The 19,016-nt window shown below is 69.0% G+C and carries 17 protein-coding genes; 10 read left to right on the forward strand and 7 right to left on the reverse strand.

The genetic code is table 11. From position 1 onward, the window contains the following. Positions 1-47 precede the first annotated feature (47 nt). Entirely contained in the window at positions 48-1,184 is a 1,137-nt protein-coding gene (gene metX / locus EOD42_RS19680) for a homoserine O-acetyltransferase MetX (protein WP_127789292.1), read from the forward strand. On the opposite strand, the gene EOD42_RS19685 is transcribed toward metX, so the two are convergent. Beyond that, positions 1,181-1,393 carry a succinate dehydrogenase assembly factor 4 gene (locus EOD42_RS19685; protein ID WP_127789293.1) on the reverse strand — a complete coding sequence of 71 codons (213 nt, stop codon included), beginning with the start codon at positions 1,391-1,393 and terminating at the stop codon, positions 1,181-1,183. The genes metX and EOD42_RS19685 overlap by 4 nt on opposite strands. 60 nt (positions 1,394-1,453) lie before the next feature. On the opposite strand from EOD42_RS19685, the gene htpX reads away from it, so the two are divergent. The 5 genes from htpX (at position 1,454) to EOD42_RS19710 (ending at position 8,178) form a co-directional block, all read left to right on the forward strand. Beyond that, entirely contained in the window at positions 1,454-2,413 is a 960-nt protein-coding gene (gene htpX / locus EOD42_RS19690) for a zinc metalloprotease HtpX (protein ID WP_127789294.1), read from the forward strand. Positions 2,414-2,580: 167 nt separating this feature from the next. Further along, complete coding sequence (locus EOD42_RS19695; RefSeq protein WP_127789295.1) at positions 2,581-4,083, forward strand: methyl-accepting chemotaxis protein; 1,503 nt, start codon at positions 2,581-2,583, stop codon at positions 4,081-4,083. 71 nt (positions 4,084-4,154) lie between these two features. Continuing rightward, positions 4,155-5,546 (forward strand): DNA repair protein RadA, encoded by a 1,392-nt coding sequence (gene radA / locus EOD42_RS19700; RefSeq protein WP_127789296.1) that lies wholly within the window; start codon positions 4,155-4,157, stop codon positions 5,544-5,546. 62 nt (positions 5,547-5,608) lie between these two features. Next, positions 5,609-6,604, forward strand: coding sequence for an isopenicillin N synthase family dioxygenase (locus EOD42_RS19705; RefSeq protein ID WP_127789297.1), 996 nt, complete (start codon positions 5,609-5,611; stop codon positions 6,602-6,604). Then, positions 6,604-8,178, forward strand: a complete 1,575-nt coding sequence (locus EOD42_RS19710; RefSeq protein WP_127789298.1) for an ABC transporter substrate-binding protein — start codon at positions 6,604-6,606, stop codon at positions 8,176-8,178. Before EOD42_RS19705 ends, EOD42_RS19710 begins: the two co-directional genes overlap by 1 nt. 40 nt (positions 8,179-8,218) lie before the next feature. Here the strand turns inward: EOD42_RS19710 and phbB are convergent, their stop codons facing one another. Then, on the reverse strand, positions 8,219-8,941 hold the full coding sequence (phbB, locus tag EOD42_RS19715) for an acetoacetyl-CoA reductase (RefSeq protein ID WP_127789299.1): 723 nt from the start codon (positions 8,939-8,941) through the stop codon (positions 8,219-8,221). Between the two features lie 93 nt (positions 8,942-9,034). Beyond that, positions 9,035-9,634 carry a methionine biosynthesis protein MetW gene (gene metW, locus EOD42_RS19720; protein ID WP_127789417.1) on the reverse strand — a complete coding sequence of 200 codons (600 nt, stop codon included), beginning with the start codon at positions 9,632-9,634 and terminating at the stop codon, positions 9,035-9,037. A 121-nt stretch (positions 9,635-9,755) separates the two neighbouring features. On the opposite strand from metW, the gene EOD42_RS19725 reads away from it, so the two are divergent. The 4 genes from EOD42_RS19725 to proC are packed head-to-tail and all read left to right on the forward strand — an operon-like array spanning position 9,756 to position 13,898. Next, positions 9,756-10,475, forward strand: coding sequence for a glycerophosphodiester phosphodiesterase (locus EOD42_RS19725; RefSeq protein ID WP_127789300.1), 720 nt, complete (start codon positions 9,756-9,758; stop codon positions 10,473-10,475). After that, positions 10,472-11,740: a M16 family metallopeptidase gene (locus EOD42_RS19730; protein WP_127789301.1), complete on the forward strand. Its 1,269-nt coding sequence runs from the start codon at positions 10,472-10,474 to the stop codon at positions 11,738-11,740. Before EOD42_RS19725 ends, EOD42_RS19730 begins: the two co-directional genes overlap by 4 nt. Further along, a complete protein-coding gene (locus EOD42_RS19735) occupies positions 11,737-13,062 on the forward strand; it encodes a TldD/PmbA family protein (protein WP_127789302.1) in 1,326 nt (441 codons plus the stop codon). Before EOD42_RS19730 ends, EOD42_RS19735 begins: the two co-directional genes overlap by 4 nt. 29 nt (positions 13,063-13,091) lie before the next feature. Further along, positions 13,092-13,898: a pyrroline-5-carboxylate reductase gene (gene proC / locus EOD42_RS19740; RefSeq protein WP_127789303.1), complete on the forward strand. Its 807-nt coding sequence runs from the start codon at positions 13,092-13,094 to the stop codon at positions 13,896-13,898. A gap of 58 nt (positions 13,899-13,956) precedes the next feature. Here proC and EOD42_RS19745 read toward each other — a convergent pair whose 3' ends face one another. The 4 genes from EOD42_RS19745 to EOD42_RS19760 all read right to left on the reverse strand — a co-directional run bounded on the left by EOD42_RS19745 (position 13,957) and on the right by EOD42_RS19760 (position 19,015). Continuing rightward, positions 13,957-14,550 carry a hypothetical protein gene (locus EOD42_RS19745; RefSeq protein WP_127789304.1) on the reverse strand — a complete coding sequence of 198 codons (594 nt, stop codon included), beginning with the start codon at positions 14,548-14,550 and terminating at the stop codon, positions 13,957-13,959. A 191-nt stretch (positions 14,551-14,741) separates the two neighbouring features. Next, positions 14,742-16,196 (reverse strand): NADP-dependent isocitrate dehydrogenase, encoded by a 1,455-nt coding sequence (locus EOD42_RS19750; RefSeq protein WP_127789305.1) that lies wholly within the window; start codon positions 16,194-16,196, stop codon positions 14,742-14,744. Positions 16,197-16,264: 68 nt separating this feature from the next. Continuing rightward, positions 16,265-17,269, reverse strand: a complete 1,005-nt coding sequence (locus tag EOD42_RS19755) for a C-terminal binding protein (RefSeq protein WP_127789306.1) — start codon at positions 17,267-17,269, stop codon at positions 16,265-16,267. A gap of 174 nt (positions 17,270-17,443) precedes the next feature. Further along, the gene (locus tag EOD42_RS19760) at positions 17,444-19,015 is read right to left on the reverse strand and encodes a serine hydrolase domain-containing protein (RefSeq protein WP_164868028.1); all 1,572 of its coding nucleotides are present in this window, start codon (positions 19,013-19,015) and stop codon (positions 17,444-17,446) included. Position 19,016 lies beyond the last annotated feature (1 nt).

Below are 19,016 nucleotides of genomic sequence, written 5' to 3' on the forward strand. Positions count from 1 at the left end.
GGCGCGGTTGAAGCCCCGCCCGGTCCGGCCTATGTCCGGAAATCGACATGCCAGCCCTGATCCAGCCCTTTCCGGAGATCGAGCACAGCGCCACCCGCTTCCCGGAGGGCCTGATGCTGGACTGCGGCACCCATCTGGCGCCGCTGAACGTGGCCTGGCGCAGCTATGGCACGCTGAATGCCGAGCGCAGCAACGCGGTGCTGATCTGCCACGCGCTGACCGGCGACCAGTATGTGGCGGAAACCCAGCCCCTGACGGGCAAGGGCGGCTGGTGGGCCAATATCGTGGGCCCCGGCCTGCCGATCGACACCGACCGCTTCTTCGTGATCTGCGCCAATGTGCTGGGTGGCTGCATGGGCACCACCGGCCCGCGTGAGCTGCGTGAGGACGGCAGCCCCTGGGGCACCGACTTCCCCATCATCACCATCCGCGACATGGTCCGCGCCCAGAAAATGCTGGTGGAGCACCTGGGCATTTCGCGCCTGCTGGCCGTGATCGGCGGCAGCATGGGCGGCATGCAGGCGCTGGAATGGGCGACGACCTACCCCGAATCGGTCTTCGCCGTGGCGCCCATCGCGACCGCGACCCATCATTCCGCCCAGAACATCGCCTTCAACGAGGTCGGCCGCGCCGCCGTCCGCTCCGACCCCGACTATCGCGGCGGGCGCTATTGGGCGGACGGGCGCATCCCCGCCCAGGGCCTGTCGGTGGCGCGCATGGTCGCGCACATCACCTATCTGTCCGAGGAAGCGCTGACCCGGAAGTTCGGCCGCCGCCTGCGCGGCGCCAATGCCGTGACCTTCCTGGAGGATGTGTTCGAGGTGGAGAGCTATCTGCGCCACCAGGGCAGCAGCTTCGTGCGGCGCTTCGACGCCAATTCCTATCTGACCATCACCCGCGCCATGGATTACTTCGACCTGGCGGCGGAACATGGCGGGGACCTGCACAAGGCGTTCCGGCGCGAGGGCCCGCGCTTCTTCGTGTGCTCCTTCACGTCGGACTGGCTGTTCCCCACCGCCGAGAGCCGGCGGATGGTCCAGGCCATGAACGCCGCCGCGGCACGCGTCAGCTTCGTCGAGATCACGTCGGACAAGGGCCACGACGCCTTCCTGCTCGACGAGCCGGATTTCCACCGGGCGCTGGGCGGCTTCCTGGCGGGGGCCGCCAGGGATTCGGGTGTCTAGAAGTCGCTGACGCGGCCCTTCCGCTCCCAGTCATTATAGCGCGTGGGCTCGGGGCCCTTGGGGCCGCCATCCTCATATTGCTTGTCGGAGAACGGCCGCTGCGGGCGCTTGTACTGCGTCAGCGGCAGCGACGGGCGCGGCGCGCCTTTCGGTGCAACCGGGGCTTCCGTTCCGGGTTCCGAAGCAGGCTCTTGCTTATCCTGGGTCATGGCCCCCATGTGCCATCTTGGGTGAGCGTATCAAGAGGCTGAAGGTTGGGGGTTGGACGCATGGGCGGTTATTTTCGCACCTTCGTGTTGCTGGCGGTCATGACGTCGCTGTTCATCGCGGCGGGGGCTGCCATCGGCGGGCGCTCCGGCGCGATGGTGGCGCTGGTGGTCGCGGCGGGCATGAACCTGTTCGCCTGGTGGGGCAGCGCCGGCATGGTGCTGCGCATGCACCATGCGGAACCGGTGACCGAGGCCGACGCCCCCCGCCTGTACGGCATGGTGCACCAATTGGCCCAGCGCGCCGGGCTGCCCATGCCCGCGCTCTACATCATCCATGAGGACCAGCCCAACGCCTTCGCCACCGGGCGCGGCCCTTCCAACGCCGCCGTCGCCGTCAATTCCGGCCTGGTGAACATGATGAGCGAGGAGCAGGTGGCCGGCGTGGTCGCGCATGAGTTGGCGCACATCAAGCACCGCGACACGCTGGTCATGTCCATCGCGGCCACGCTGTCGGGCGCCATCGGCATGCTGGCGCAGTTCGGCGGCATCTTCGGCAGCAGCCGGGACCGGCGCGGGTCGCCCATCGCCGGGCTTCTGCTGGTCATTGTCGGGCCGATCGCCGCGGCCTTCGTGCAGATGGCGATCAGCCGCGCCCGCGAATACGAGGCCGACCGCGAGGGCGCGGAGATCTGCGGCAACCCCGAATGGCTGGCCAGCGCGCTGGAAAGGCTGGAAAACTACAAGGAAGGCGCGGTGAACGAGGCGGCGGAGCAGAACCCCGCCACCGCCCACATGTTCATCATCAACCCGCTGCAGAACTTCTCGATGCAGTCGATGTTCCGCACCCACCCGGCCACCGAGGACCGGGTGGCGCGGCTGCGCGCCATGCGCCCGACGGGTGGCGTCATGCTGGACCACGCCGCTGCCGGCCCCTCTTCCACCCCACTGCCCGGCAAGGGCGGCAGCCCCTGGACCAACCCGGGCGGCGGCGCCGGCAAGCCGCGCTCCCCCTGGGGGTGATCGCCGACGGGCGATTGAGATAATATCAATCGTCACGTCTCATTATTATAATAGACCACAACATGATTGTTCCGGCGCCGTGATTTAGTAGTTTCGGTTCATCCTCCCTTAACATCGCGGGCGCGTTATCGGCGCGCGTTTCTACCGCGTAACGGAGGAAAAGAACCATGATGGACTGGCTTCCGGGCGGGCTGCCCGCCAGAACAATGCGGGCATTCGACCAGACGCTCGCCATCATCCGTTTCGACCCGGCCGGCAATATCCTGGCCGCCAACACGCAGTTCCTGGCCGCCACCGGCTATGGCGCCGAGGAAATCATCGGCCGCCACCATGGCCTGTTCATGGATGCCGAGGAACGCGAGGCCCCCGCCTATCGCGCCTTCTGGGAGGATCTGCGGGCCGGCAAGCCGCAATTCGGCCGCTTCCGACGCCAGGCCAAGGGCGGGCGGGAAATCTGGATCGACGGCAGCTATATCCCCATGCCCGACCGTTCGGGGCGCACCGCCATGGTCGTGAAGATCGCCCGCGACGTGACCGAGGACATGACCCACCACATGGACATGGTGGGCAAGATCGACGCCATCAAACGCTCCCAGGCGATGATCGAGTTCACGCTGGACGGCACCATCCTGACCGCCAATGAGAACTTCCTGTCGGTCATGGGCTATTCGCTGGCCGAGGTGCGCGGGAAGCACCATTCCATGTTCGTCGACAGCGGCTATGCCGCCAGCGACGACTACCGCCGCTTCTGGTCGCTGCTGCGCAATGGGGAGTTCCAGCAGGGCCAGTTCAAGCGCCGCAACAAGGCGGGCCAGGTCGTCTGGATCGGCGCCACCTACAACCCGGTCTACGACATCAAGGGCCGGCCCTGGAAAGTGGTGAAGATCGCGATCGACCTTTCCGCGAAGAAGGAGGAGGCCGACGCGCTGGCCGATGATTTCGAGAACAGCGTGAAGCGGCTGGTGGGCGGGGTGGCGGGCTCCGCCGCCGGCATGCAGGGCACGGCACAGACCCTGGCCACCACGGCGCGCGACGCCGAGCAGCAATCCTCCACCGCCTCTGCTGCGACCGAGCAGCTGGCTGCCTCGGTGAACGAGATCTCGCGCCAGTTGAATGAATCGACCCGCGTGGTGGCCGCCGCCGTCGAGCAGACCGAAAGCACCGAGCGCCTGGTGGGCGAATTGGTGAAGGCGTCGGGCAAGATCGGGGAGGTGACGCGCATCATCGCCGAAATCGCGGGGCAGACGAACCTGCTGGCCCTGAACGCCACGATCGAGGCCGCGCGGGCCGGTGAACAGGGCAAGGGCTTTGCCGTGGTGGCCAGCGAGGTGAAGCAGCTGGCCAGCCAGACCGCGCGCGCCACCAGCGAGATCGAGGCCCAGGTGCAGGACATCCAGCAATGCAGCCAGCACGCGGCGGGGGTCATGACCGGCATCACGAAGGTCATCGCTGAACTCAGCGATATCAACACCTCCATCGCCGGCGCGGTCACGCAGCAATCGGCCGCCACGCGTGAGGTGGCGGCGAACATCGCCCAGCTGCTGGGGGCGGTGCGCACCACCGAGACCGGCTCCGGCAGCGTGCTGGGGGTGGCGCAGGCCCTGTCCGGCCAGGCCGATGAGCTGGAGGAGCGGGTGGAGCGCTTCCTGGGCAAGGTGCGCGCGATGTGAAGGGCGCCCGCTGCTTGCCAGCGGGCCTTCCCCACTATAAGAACAAAACAGGAATTTCATGGGGTCCCGCCTTGGCCAAGGACAAGCTTCGCTACGTCTGCTCGGCCTGCGGCGCGGTGCACGCCAAATGGCAGGGCCGCTGCGATGCCTGCGGCGAGTGGAACACCATCGTCGAGGAAGCGCCGGTGCAGCGCGGCCCCGGCCCCGCCGCCAAGGCCGGCCCCGGCCGCCGCCTGGAATTCGTCGACCTGCAGGGCCAGAGCGAGCCCCCGCCGCGCACCACGACCGGCATCGCGGAGCTGGACCGGGTGCTGGGCGGCGGTTTCGTGCCTGCCTCCGCCGTGCTGGTCGGCGGCGACCCCGGCATCGGCAAGTCCACCATCCTGCTGCAGGCCGCGAGCCGCATCGCGGCCTCCGGCAAGCGCACCCTCTATATCTCGGGTGAGGAGGCGGTGGCCCAGGTGCGGCTGCGCGCCCGGCGCCTGGGGCTGCACGAGGCCCCCCTGGCCCTGGCATCGGCCACCAACCTGAAGGACATCGTGGCGACGCTGGAGGCCGAGCGCGACGCGGCGCTGGTGGTGATCGATTCCATCCAGACCATGTGGCTGGACAGCCTTGATTCGGCGCCGGGCACGGTGGCGCAGGTACGCGCCTGCGCGTCGGAGTTGATCCGCGTGGCCAAGGCCGCGAATTTCGCCTTGGTGCTGGTGGGCCACGTGACCAAGGAAGGCACGCTGGCCGGCCCCCGCGTGCTGGAGCACATGGTGGATGCCACGCTTTATTTCGAAGGCGATCGCGGCCACCAGTTCCGCATCCTGCGCGCGGTGAAGAACCGCTTCGGCGCCACCGACGAGATCGGCGTGTTCGAGATGACGGAGCGCGGGCTGATGGAGGTGCTCAACCCCTCCGCCCTGTTCCTGGCCGAACGGCGCGGCAACATCTCCGGCAGCGCGGTCTTCGCGGGGCTGGAGGGCACGCGGCCCGTGCTGGTGGAGGTGCAGGCCCTGCTCTCCCCCAGCAATGGCGGCTCACCGCGCCGGTCCGTCATCGGCTGGGATGGCGGGCGGCTGTCCATGCTGCTGGCGGTGCTGGAGGCGCGCTGTGGGCTCGCGCTCGGCAACAACGACGTCTACCTGAACATCGCGGGGGGCCTGCGCATCGCGGAACCCGCGGCGGACCTGGCGGTGGCCGCAGCCCTCGCCTCCGCCGCCACGGACCAGCCCACAGACCCCGGCATGGTGTATTTCGGAGAGGTCGGGCTGTCGGGCGAGGTGCGTCAGGTTTCCCAGCCGGAACAACGACTTCGGGAGGCAACGAAGCTCGGCTTCACCGCCGCCACCCTGCCGCGCCGGACCAACCGCAAGGGCAAGACCGCCGAGGGGATCGGCCTGCACGAAATCGGGCACATGGCTGACCTGGTGGCCAGCTTCGCTGCCAAAACCGTGAAACAGCGTTCCTCTTAAGGGGTGGACACCCTGTCCTGACAAGTCGCAAGCTTCCGAAGCTAATTGCCGGAGGCTGCGCCATGACCACGATCCCCGTCCTCGACCTGAAGCCGCTGAAGGACGGCGCGCCCGGCGCGCTGGAGAAGCTGGGCGCCGAGATGCGCCACGCCTTCACCGAGATCGGCTTCTACTTCGTCCGCAACCACGGCATCTCCGAGGAACTGCTGGACCAGACCTTCGCCGAGGCCGAGCGCTTCCACAGCCAGCCGGTCGAGGCCAAGCTCTCGGTCAGGATCAACGAGCACAACATGGGCTACATGCCCATGCGCGGTGCCACCACGCGCGTGAACGCGGTGGGCGATGTCGCCCTGCCCAACGCGAATGAGGCGGTGTTCTTCAAGCGTGATCTGACGCCGGACCACCCGGATGTGGTCGCCGGCCACCGCTTCCGCGGCCTGAACCAGTGGCCCGCCGGCCTGCCCGGCTTCCGTGAGAAGATCCTGGACGCCTGCGCCGCCTTCGAGGGGCTCGGGATGTCGCTGCTGCCGGTCTATGCCACGGCGCTCGGCAAGCCCGCCGATTTCTTCGCGCCCTTCTTCACCGACCCGATGTTCACGCTGCGCATGTCCCACTATCCGCAGCAGGAAGCGACGGCGCCGGAGAATGAGTTCGGCATCGCCCCGCATGTGGACACGTCCTTCATGACGATCCTGGCGCAGAACAAGATCCCGGGCCTGTCGCTGCGCACCACCGATGGCGACTGGATCGACGCGCCGGCGCCCGAGGGCGCACTGCTGATCAATGGCGGCCAGCTGCTGCGCCGCTGGACGGACAACCGCTTCCTGGCCACGCCGCACCGGGTGATCAACCGCTCGGGCAAGGAACGCTACGCGATCCCGTTCTTCTTCGACTGCAACTACCACGCGGTGATGACACCGATCACGGAGGACGGCACGCCCGGCCGCATGCCGCCCATCACCTATGCCGAGTTCATGACCGGCTACCAGAAGGCGAACTTCCACCACGCCGCCGAGAAGCCGAAGTCGGATGAGGGCGTGGAGCTGCAGGGGGTCTGATGCGCGTTCCATCATTGCTCCGGCGCGGCCTGCTGGCCGCGTCGCTGCTGCTTGCGCCATTCCTCACCCACGCCCAGCCGCAACGCCCTCTCCGCATCGTGCTGGGGCAGGAGCTGGCGGTGCTGGACCCCATCATCAGCACCAACAATGCCACCCGCCAGTTCGGCTACATGGTGTTCGACACGCTGATCGCCGTGGACAGCCAGGGCCGCTACCGCCCGCAGATGCTGGAAGGCTGGCAGGTCAGCGAGGACGGCCTGCGCTATACCTTCACCCTGCGCGAAGGGCTGCTGTGGCATGACAACACCCCCGTCACGGCCGCCGACTGCATCGCCAGCATCCGGCGCTGGGGCGCGCGCGACGGGCTGGGGCAGTTGCTGCTGGCCTCCACCGCCAGCCTGGAGGCGACGGGCGAGCGCAGCTTCACCCTCACCCTGTCCCGCCCCTTCGGCTTCGTGATCGAGGCGCTGGGCAAGCCCGGCACCATCGTGCCCTTCATGATGCCCGCGCGCATCGCCGCCACCAATCCGAACACCGCCATCACCGAGATCGTGGGCAGCGGCCCCTTCACCTTCGACCGCGGCGAATGGCGCTCGGGCGACCGCGCCATCTTCCGCCGCTTCGCCGGCTACCGCCCGCGCCCGGAGCCCGCGGACGGGCTGGCCGGCGGCAAGGTGGTGAATTTCGAGACCGCCGAATTCGTCTCCATCACCGATGCCTCCACCCGCGTCGCCGCCCTGCAGGCGAATGAGGTGGACATGCTGGAGTTCCTTCCGCCCGACTTCGTGGGCAACCTGCGCCGCAACCGGGGCGTGGTGGTGCAGGGCGTGGGCCAGTTCATGCCCTATGTCAGCCTGAACCACGCCCAGCCGCCCTTCAACAACCCGCTGATCCGCCGCGCCGCCCAGGCCGCGCTGAACCAGGGTGAGATCATGGCCGGGATGGGGCTGCCCCCTGACCTCTATCTGCGCGACTGCACCAGCATCTTCGCCTGCAACACGCCCTATTTCATCGAGGCCACGAACCCCAACCTCGCGCGGCGTGGGGTGGAGCGCGCGCGCGAGCTGCTGCGTGAGGCGGGCTACAACAACGAACGGGTCATCTTTCTGCACCCGACGGATTCCGTGAACCTGTCACCCGTCGCGCAGGTCGCCATGCAGCAGCTGCGCGCCGCCGGCTTCAACGTGGAGGAATGGGCGAGCGACTGGGCCAGCGTCGCAGCCCGCCGCCTGAAGCGTGATCCGGTGGAACAGGGCGGCTGGAGCGCCGTGACGGTCATCTGGCCCAGCATCGATGTGTGGTCGCCCATCACCTTCGCCGGCACCGCCTTCAACTGCCGCAACTATCCGGGCTGGTTCTGCGACGAGGAAATGCGCGGGCTGATGGACCGCTACACCGCGACGGCCGAGCCCAACCTGCGCCGGGAACTGGCCTCGGCCATCCAGAACCGCTTCCATGAGAATGTGAACTTCATCATCGCCGGCCAGATGAGCGTGCCGACGGCCTATCGGGCCGAGCTGGAGGGCGTGGTGCCCTTCGCCTTCCCCATCCCCTGGGGTGTCAGGCGCCGGTAAGGGCGCCGCGGGCGGGGGGCCGCAAGCCCCCCGCGCCGGGTCAGTACATGTGCTGGCCGCCGTTGATGGACAGCGTGGACCCCGTCACGAAATCCGCGTCATCGGCCGTCAGGAAGCAGACGCCGCGCGCGATGTCATGGGCGGTGCCCAGGCGCCCGCGCGGGATGCGCGCGATGATCTTTTCCAGAACATCCGGCGGCACGGCGCGCACCATCTCGGTATCGACATAGCCGGGTGCCACCGCATTCACCGTGATCTGGTTGCGGGCACCTTCCTGCGCCAGCGCCTTGGTGAAGCCGTGGATGCCCGACTTGGCGGCGGCATAGTTCACCTGGCCCAGCTGCCCGGCCTGGCCGTTGATAGAGCCGATGTTGACGATGCGCCCGAACTTGCGGGCCGACATGCCTTCCCACACCGCCTTGCACATGTTGTAGCAGGAGCCGAGGTTGGTATCGATCACGTCGTCCCACATCTTGCGCGTCAGCTTGCGCATCATGGCGTCACGCGTGATGCCGGCGTTGTTGACCAGGATCTCGATCGGGCCGTGCTCCTCCTCGATCTTGGCCACCGCCGCCACGCAGGCATCGAAGTCGCTGACGTCGAACTTGATGGTGGGAATGCCGGTGCGCTCGGTGAAGGCCTTCGCCGCGTCGTCGCTGCTGGCATAGTTCGCGATCACCCTGCGGCCGGCAGCCTTCAACTGCTCGCTGATTTCAGCGCCGATACCGCGCTGCCCGCCCGTGACCAAAGCCAGTCTGCTCATCTGCGCTGCCTCCCGCATCTACAGGTTGCAGCGTCTCATTCATCGCGGTGCAGCATCAAGGCCCTGTGGCCATGTAACCGAAAAATCAGATGTTTACCGGCGGCGCAGCTGGAACAATGCCTGTTCACCGAACAGGTTCGCCAGGCGCGGGAAGCGGCGCCAGGGGGAACGCAGCCCCTCATCGTCGGCGGCCATCCACTGCTCGACCACATAGCCGTCCATCTCGCACAGGTCGAAGAAGTCACGGATGGTGCAGGGATGGATGTTGGGGGTCTCGAACCACTGGCGCGACCAGGTCTCGGTCATGGGCATGCGGCCCGTCCACAGCAACTGCCAACGCACCAGCCAATGGCCGAAATTGGGGAAGCTGACGATGACATGCCGCCCGATGCGCGACATCTGCTGCAGCACCTCACGCGGGCGTTCAACCGCCTGCATGGTGCGCGACAGCACCACGAAGTCGAAGGCGCCGTCGGGGTAGAAGGCCAGGTCGTTGTCGGCATCGCCATGGATCACGGCCAGGCCGCTGGCGACCGCGCGCGTCACCTGCGCCATGTCGATCTCGATGCCGCGCGCATCCGCCCCCTTGTTGACGGTGAGGTACTCCAGCAGCGCGCCGTCGCCGCAGCCGATATCGAGCACGCGCGCCCCGTGGGGGATCATCTCCGCGATCAGGCGGAGGTCCACACGCATGTTCTTGGCGACGTACTGGATGGGGCCTTCGGGCATGATGGCCCCTGAATAGACCGGAACCGCCGCCACAGGTAGGCCCAGCCATATTGAGAGCCCACAGGCCAGCCCATACATTGCCCCCATGATCACGCTCTGCGCCCATCGCGGCGGGGCCCTGCTGTGGCCCGAGAATTCGCTGACCGCCTTCCGCAACGCGGTCGCGCTGCCGATCGAGGAAGTGGAATGCGATGTCCATCTCTCCCTGGACGGGGAGGTGATGGTCCATCACGACGCGACCCTGGACCGCATGACCGAGGGCACGGGGCCCATCGCCCATTACACGGCCGAGCAGCTCTCCCTCATCCCCATCCGTGGCCTGACCGAAGGCATGCCCCGCCTGGCGGAGCTGCTGGAGCTGGTGGCCGAGAGCGGCAAGCTGCTGCGGCTGGAAATCAAGGCCGACCATGAGAACCGCCACGACCCCGCCCTGCTGGCCGCCGTCCGGCGGGAGCTGGACCGCGTGCCCGCCGATGTGCGCGTCATGTCCTTCCAGCCCGCGACGCTCGCCCCCGGCCTGTTCGATGAGCAGGACCTGCTGATCCGCCCGCAGGACATGGGCTGGCACGATTCCGAATTGCTGAATGCCATCGCGCTGGCGCTTCATTGCAGCGGCATAGGCTTCGGCTACGAGACGGGCTTCCTGCCGGAAACCCTGCCCGGCATCACCGGCATCACCAATATCTGGCGGGCCGATACTGAGGAGGCGCTGGTGCGTTCCTTCGCCATGCGTCCCGATTCCATCACCACTGACGACCCGGTGCTGGCGTTGAAGCTGCGCGACGGAGTAATGAAACCCGCATGAACGAAGAGCCAGTCCGCGTCACGCGCCTCCCCTCGGGGCTCGTGGTCGTTTCCGAATCCATGCCGCGCGTGGAGACGGTCTCCATCGGCGCCTATGTCGCGGCCGGCACCCGCCATGAAACCGCCGAGGAAAACGGGGCTTCCCACTTCCTTGAGCACATGGCCTTCAAGGGCACCGAGCGCCGGGACGCGGCGGCCATCGCGCGTGAGATCGAGAATGTCGGCGGGCAGATCAACGCCTACACCGCGCGCGAGAACACCGCCTATTACTGCAAGGTGCTGAAGGAAGACGTGGGCCTCGCCGCCGACATCATCGGCGACATCCTCAGCCACTCCACCTTCGTGCCCGAGGAGCTGGAGCGCGAGCGCGGCGTGATCCTGCAGGAGATCGGCCAGGCGAACGACACGCCCGACGACATCGTGTTCGACCATTTCCAGTCCATCGCCTATGGCGACCAGCCGATGGGCCGGCCGACGCTCGGCACCGAATCGATCATCAAGGCGATGCCGCGCGGCGTGCTGACCAACTACATGGCGCGCCATTACGGCCCCTCCTCCATGGTCCTGTCCGCCGCCGGCGCGCTGACGCATGAGCAGCTGCTGGACCTCGCGGGGAAGCACTTCGCGAACCTGCCGAGCGGCGGCGCGCCGCAGGCCGAGCCCGCCCGCTACACCGGCGGCGAGTTCCGCGAGGCGCGCGAGCTGGACCAGGTGCATGTCGTGCTGGGCTTCGAGGGCATCGGCTATTCCGACCCCGATGCGCATACCTCCATGCTGCTGTCGGCCCTGCTGGGCGGGGGCATGTCCTCGCGGCTGTTCCAGGAAATCCGCGAGAAGCGCGGCCTGGTCTACTCCATCTACAGCTACACCCAGCCCTTCGCGGATTCGGGCCTGTTCGCCATCTATGCCGGCACCGGCGAGAAGGAGGCGGGCGAGCTGGTGCCCGTCACGCTCGAGGAACTGCGGCGCGTGCAGCTGGACGTGACCGAGGATGAGCTGAACCGCGCCAAGGCGCAGCTGCGCGCCTCCCTGATGATGAGCCTGGAATCGACCAGCAGCCGGTGCGAGCAGCTGGCCCGCCAGCTGCAGGTGCATGGCCGCGTGATCCCGGCGGCCGAGACCAAGGCCAAGATCGCCGCCGTCACGGTGGAGGACATCCAGCGCGTGGCCACCCGGCTGTTCCGGGGCAAGCCGACGCTGGCGGCCATGGGCCCGGCCGGCCATGTGCCGGGGCTCGGGCATATCGCGGAAAAGCTCGCGGCATGAGCCGCCTGGACAGGCTGGCGGCGCTGGTCGATGCCGCCCGCCGCGCCGGGGCCGATGCCGCCGACGCCCTGCTGATCGAGAGCCAGAGCCTGTCGGTGCAGCGCCGCCTGGGCCAGACCGAGCATCTGGAACGCGCGGAATCCACCGACATCGGCCTGCGGGTGTTCGTGGGCGCGCGCAGCGCCGTCGTCAGCTCCAACGTGACGGACCCGCGGGGCTTCACGGCCCTGGCCGAGCGCGCGGTCGCCATGGCGCGCGTGGTGCCCGAGGACCCCTTCGCCGCCATCCCCGAGGCGCGCCCCCTGCCCGTCCTCGCGCTCGACCTCGATGACCCGACCGAACCCGGCGCCGAGCAGCTGCTCGCCCGCGCGTCCGCCGCCGAGGAAGCCGCGCTGGCGATCAAGGGCGTGACCAATTCAGAAGGTGCCGAGGCAGGCTGGACGCGCAACCGCGTGGCCCTCGTCACCTCTCGCGGCTTCGCGGGCGAATATGCCCGCACGGGGCATAGCATCTCCGCCACCGCGCTGGCCGGCAGCGGCACCGGGATGGAGCGCGACTACGACCATTCCACCGCCGTGCATCTGGCGGATCTGGAGGACGCGGCCCTGATCGGCCGCCGCGCGGGCGAACGCGCGGTGCGGCGGCTGAACCCCGTGCGCGCCACCACCGCCCGTATCCCGGTGGTGTTCGACCCGCGCATCGCGGGCAGCCTGCTGGGGCATCTGTCGGCCGCCATCAACGGCGCGGCCGTGGCGCGCGGCACCAGCTTCCTGAAGGATGCGATGGGCAAGCAGGTGCTGGCCCGCGGGCTGACCGTGACGGATGACGCCACGCGCCCGCGCGGCATGCGCAGCCGCCCCTTCGACGGCGAGGGCACGCCCACCGCGCCTTTGGCCCTGGTGCAGGACGGCGTTCTGCAGAGCTGGGTGCTGGACGGGCGTAGCGCCCGCCAGCTGGGCCTGGCCAGCACCGGCCATGCGAGCCGCGGCACCAGCGGGCCGCCGGGGCCCGCCACCACCAACCTCTGGCTCAACGCCGGCCACGTCACACCGCGGGAGCTGATGGAGGACATTGCGGAGGGGCTCTATGTGACCGAGATGATCGGCATGGGCGTGAACCCCATCACCGGCGACTACAGCCGGGGCGCCGCGGGCTTCATGATCCGGGGCGGGGAACTGGCGGAACCGGTCAGCGAGATCACCATCGCCGGCCGCCTGCCGGAGATGTTCCTGCACCTGACGCCTGCCTGCGACCTGGCTTTCAGGCGCGGGACCGACGCACCCACCCTGCGGGTGGATGGCATGACGCTGGCCGGGCGGTAATATCGCCCCGCAATTCGCGGGGATGATCGATGCCACCTCTTTTGTTGATCGGTTGCGGCAAGATGGGCGGCGCCATGCTGGCCGGCTGGCTGGAGCAGGGCCTGCCGCCTGAAACCGTGGTCGTGGAGCCTTATGCCGAGGCGGTGTCCGCCTTCGCGGGCCGGGTGCGCCATGTGGCCTCCATCGCGGAGATCCCGGCCGATTTCGCGCCCGCCGCAGTGATTCTGGCGACCAAGCCGCAGGAGGCACCGAACGCCCTGCCGCAGCTGGCGCGTTTCGTGGCCTCGGCGCCCGTCTTCGTCTCCATCATGGCCGGCAAGACGGTCGCGGGCATGCAGGCGCTGCTGGGCGGCGAGGCCGCGCGCGTGGTGCGCGCCATGCCCAACACCCCCGCCGCCGTGCGCCAGGGCTTCACCGTGGGCTTCGCCGGCCCGGGCGTGACGGCCGGGCAGAAGGCCCTGGCCGACCAGCTGCTGCGCGCCGTGGGCGATGCCGCCTGGGTGGATGACGAGGCGCTGATCGACCCCGTCACGGCGGTCTCGGGCGGCGGCCCCGCCTATGTGTTCCTTCTGGTGGAGGTGATGGCCGCGGCCGGCGTGGCCCAGGGCCTGCCGGCGGATCTGGCGATGCGGATGGCCCGCGCGACGGTGGCCGGCAGCGGCGCGCTGCTGGCCGCCAGCCCGCAGGATGCGGCCACCCTGCGCAAGAACGTGACCAGCCCCAAGGGCACCACGGAGCGCGCGCTGGCGGTGCTGATGGATGAGGCCGCCTGGCCCGACATCATGAAGAAGGCGATCGCGGCGGCCACCGCCCGCAGCCGCGAACTGGCGGGCTGACGAAAAAGGCCCGGTCACCTCTCGGTGCCGGGCCTTGTTTCCGCGCTGTCGGCGCCGCTTACAGCGGCACGCAGCGATAGACGTTCTCATGCCCCAGGGCGAGCATCGCCATGGTGCCGTCCGGGCAGGAGGACTGCTGGCCGCCGGCCGGCGCGATGCCGTTGGACCAGCGCAACGCCACCTGGCGGGTGCCGGTGCACACGCGGCGCCCACGCACGGTGCGGCAGCTGCTGGCCTGCTGGCGGGCGGCCTGGCCGCGCACCGCGGCCATGTTGGCGCTGCCGCGCAGGATGGCGGGCTGGCCGCGCATGCTGCCGGTGCTGGACACGCGGTGCAGCAGCGGCGAGGCGGTGGTGCCGCGCGCAGCGGTGCGCGTGGTGACGGCGCGGGCATTGCTAACAGCGCGGGCGTTGCGCGGCGCAGCGGCCTGGCGGGCCGGCGCGGTGGCCTGGCGCGTGGAACGGGCCGGGGCGCTGCGCGGCGTCACGGCGGCGCGTGGCGCGGTGGCCGCTGGCCGGGCGGCCGAACGGCTCGCCTGGCTGCGGGCACCTGCCCCATGATCGTTACGCGCCGCGGAGGCGGGCGTGGCCACGGCAATGGTCAGCCCGAAGCCGGCCATCACCGCGAGGCGCGCGATCAGTGAAAATCGCATCGAGAACCCCCCAAAAAAATCTCCCACGAGGTGTTTCGCAATATTTCCCACCCCGTGGCAACCCCGAATCACCCAGATCGTTTAGTGAAACGGGGCCATCCGACCTCATGCATCCGCATGATGCACAGCTGCGCGGCATAGCCTGACGGCCGTGCCTATGCACGCATCACATGCGTGTGTTCTTCGCCTGCCTACTGGCCCTGTGCCAGCGAATAGCCCGGTTTTCCGCCAAAAGCGTAAAGGTTCTCTGTCTTGGCGACAGACAGTCCGGCATCCACCAGGGCGCCGATCAGGGCCACAACCTCCTTCGCGGTGCCCGAACCGGGGAACTCGAACCGGCCACGGAACTGGTCGGTGCAGAAGGTCTCGGCCAGGCCGTTCGGCCACACCTTGGCGCTGCGATTCGTGATCAGCGTCAGCGGCAGGGCCGGGGTCGCCGCCGCCCGCAGCGCGGCCGCCAGGGCTTCGGTGCCGTCGCGCCACTCGACAAAGATATCCACGCCCTTCAGCACCTTGTCCTCGGGCGCGCGGCGCACCGGCGGGGGCAGCGGCACGGCGCCGCGGCTGGGCTGCAGGGGCTTCAGCTTCGCCGGCCCCTCACCCATGCGGGCGATGACGGCGGCGGTGAAGTCCTTCGTGCCGACCTTCTGCTTCGTCTCGGGGCCCGACATGTCGCCGGTGTGGATGCCGGCCTCGATCGTCGCGGCCCAGGCATTGTAGGCGCGCGCCGCGGCCTCACCCTGGCCCGCGAACTGCAGCATCTCCACCCCGGCCAGGAACAGGCCGGATGGGTTGGCGATTCCCTTGCCGGTGATGTCGGGGGCGGAACCGTGCACCGCCTCGAACATCGCGCCGTGCTGGCCGATATTGGCCGAACCCGCGAGGCCCACCGAACCCGCGACCTCTGCCGCGATGTCGCTGATGATGTCGCCATACAGGTTGGGCGTGACCACCACGTCGAAGCGTTCCGGGTTCACCGCCATCTTGGCCGCGCCGATATCCACGATCATGTGGTCGGTCGCGATCTCGGGGTATTCCGCCGCGATCTCACGAAAGACCTGATGGAACATGCCATCGGTCAGCTTCATGATGTTGTCCTTGACCATGCAGGTCACCTTCTTCCGCCCGGACAGCCGCGCGAAATCGAAGGCATAGCGGATCACCCGCTCGCTGCCGGGGCGGGAGAGCAGCTTCAGGCACTGCACCACCTCGTCGGTCTGGCGGTGCTCGATGCCGGTGTAGAGGTCTTCCTCGTTCTCCCGCACGATCACCAGGTCCATCGCCGGGTGGTGGGTGCGGATATAGGGCGCGTAGGCGCGAACGGGGCGCACATTGGCGAACAGGCCAAGGCCCGTGCGGATCGTGACGTTCAGCGACTTGTAGCCGCCGCCGTATGGGGTGGTGATCGGCGCCTTGTACAGCAGCTTGGTGCGCCGGATGGAGGCCCAGGCATCATCCGTGAGGCCCGAGGTGAAGCCGGCCTTGTAGACCTTCTCGCCGACCTCGATCTCCTCGATCGCGAGGGCGGCGCCGGCCGCCTGCAGCATGGCCAGCGACGCGTCCATGATCTCTGGCCCGATCCCGTCCCCCCTCGCCACCGTCACGCTGGTTGCGTGGGACTGCGCGGGAGAGGTCTGGACCGTCATCAGGTGCTCCGGAAGATGTTGCGACACTTAGGTGCGCCGCAACATGGCGGTTTGCAACCCGGAGGCGCTTATAGACCCGGCGGGATGACGTTGGTGTTGAGCCCGGTCAACAACACGTCCCGAATCGTCTCGGCGCTGAGGCGGCGGATGTCGTCCCAGGCCTCGGGCGTGTGGAAGGCGCTGTGCGGGGTGATGACCAGACGCCCCTTCAGCCACTCCTCCTTGGCGCGATAGGCGCGCAGCAGGCTCGGGAAGGGCTCGACCGGGGGCTCAACCGGCAGCACGTCGAGGCCGGCGCCCGCGATATGGCCGGAACGCAGGAAGGATTCCAGCGCGTCCAGATCCATGATCGGGCCGCGCGCGGTGTTCACCACCACGGCGCCGGCGGGCAGCAGGGCCAGCGCCTTGGCGCTCACCAGCCCCTCCGTCTCACGCGTCAGCGGGCAATGGATGGACAGCACGTCGGCCTGCTCCATCAGCTCCTCCAGGCTGCGCGCGCGGCGCACGCCCAGGGCGCGCTCCACCCCATTGGGCAGGTGGGGGTCATGGAACACCACGTCGAAACCGAAGGCCTTGGCCCGCAGGGCGGCCGCGGTGCCGATGCGCCCGCAGCCCAGCACCGCGAAGCGCTGCACCGACATGCGCCGGATCAGCGGCGTGCCGATCACGCCCCATTTCGCCGGCGGGTCCTCGCGCTGGGTCTCATGGTGCAGGAACAGCCCGCGCCGCAGGCCGAGCGCCAGGGAAACGGCGTGATCGGCCACTTCCTCGGTGCCGTAGTCGGGCACGTTGCACACCTTGATGCCGCGCGCGGCACAGGCGGCCCGGTCCACGCGGTCATAGCCCACGCCCATGCGCACCACGACGCGCAGCTTCGGAAAGCGCGCCAGCTGGTCGCCGGGCACGGCGAGCCGCAAGGTCATCAGCCCCTCGGCCTCCGCGCACAGCTCGTCAGGCAGTTCAGAGAGATGCGCGCGGGCGGCCCCGCGCAGGATGCGGACGCCCGGGCCGAAGATCGGCTCCTCGACGCTGTTGTCCGGGTACAGGCCCTCGGGTTCGAGAATGACGGTCATTGTTTTCCTCCCTCGTGTCCCGATGACGAAGCCCGGGAGACTTCGTCATCGGGACACGAGCCGTTTTCTGGGCGGCCTGCCGATCCGCCCGGCCCGCCGGATGATCCGGCGAACAGGGCGGGCAGGACACCGGCGCACAGTGCGGGAGGAAACGGCGCCGCTCAATCCACCCTGTCAGTCCACCCGGGCGAAACGCATTCCCCGCGCGCGGGAACCATTGGCCAGCAGCCCGGTGATCAGCCCCACCTCGCTGCGCAGGAAGCGCACGTCGAACCAATGGTCGAACAGCGCGCCGGGGCTGTGGAAACGGGCGAAATCCCTGGCCAGCCCCTCGGTGCGGAAGGTGCCGGAACGCGCATGCGGTCCTTCCACGCTCCAGCTTCCATCCGCGGCCACCACCCAGCTTGCGCCCAGATCGGCACAGACATAGGTGCCGGGCGCGTCGTCGGGCAGCGGCACGGGCTCCGCCACGCGGATCAGCGGGGCGGAATGGCCGGCCTCCTCATGCAGGGTGAAGGCCTCGCCGTCCCGTTCCAGCGCGAAATGGATGGTGCCGCGCGCGGAGGCGAGCCGCCCCGCCTCATCGGGCGCCAGCGCGAAGGCGGTGCCGTTCTGCTTGGCCATGGGACGCCCCTTCTCCACCCACAGCTCGAAGCTGCGGCCGCCGGGCACGATGTCCTCCGCGACCCAGCTGCCGGTGATGCCCTCCAGGCCCGGCATCGCGGGGGCGGGGTGCAGCACGCGCTCCAGCGCCGCTTCCATCATGGACTGCGCCATGGCGCCGGGGTCCGCCGCGCCGTTGTTGCTGATGACGATCACCGCCAGCCCCTGCTGCGGCACCCTCTGGAACGCCGTCTTGAAGCCCGGCCACAGCCCGCCGTGAGAGGTGATGGAAATGCCCCGCCAGCCTTCCACCTGCAGCCCGCGCCGATAGTTGTTGGGCGTGCCGTTGGTGAAGGGCAAGGGCGTGACCAGCTGCTCCTCCAGCCCCTGGAAGATACCGCCCTCGCAGGCCGCGACCCACAGCGCCAGGTCTTCGATGCCGGAGACGAGGCCGCCCTCGCCGCCCAGCGCGAAGCCGTGCGGCGCGCGGATGAAGCCGCCGGGGCGCGGGATATAGCCGGTGGCCAGCCCCGGCACCGGGTGATGCACATCCGGCGTATGGCGCGTGCGCGTCATGCCGGCCGGGGCGAACAGCCGCGTCTCCAGAAAGGCCTCAAGCGGCATGCCGCTGATCTTCTCGACCACCAGCCCCAGCAGGCGGAAGGCGCTGTTGGAATAGAGGAAGCGGCTGCCGGGCTCGAAGTTCAGCCCCGTGCTGCGGGCGATGGCGGCATCCAGCGCCCCGCCGGCGACGATGGCCGACAGGTCCAGCCCGCCGCCGCGCATCAACTCCAGCATGTCCCTTACGCCGGAGGTGTTTCGCATCAGGTGGTCGAGCGTGACGCGCTCACCCCAGGCGGGCAGTCCCGCCAGGTGGCGGCCCACCGGGTCGGCGGGCGAGAGTTTCCCCTCCTGCGCCAGCAGGGTGATGGCCGCGCAGGTGAACTGCTTGGAGACGGAGGCGATGCGGTAGAGCGTGTCGGGGCCTGTCGCGGTGCCGGCCTCGATGCTCGCGACACCACCGCAGGCATGCACCACCAGCCGGCCGTCGCGCACCAGCCCGATGCTGGCGCCGGGCTTGCCGGCCAGCGGCGCCAGAAGCGCTTCCGCGCGGCGCGCCAGCCGCAGAGTGCCGAGATCCATG

The organism is Rhodovarius crocodyli (assembly GCF_004005855.1).
Taxonomy (GTDB): Bacteria; Pseudomonadota; Alphaproteobacteria; order Acetobacterales; family Acetobacteraceae; genus Rhodovarius; species Rhodovarius crocodyli.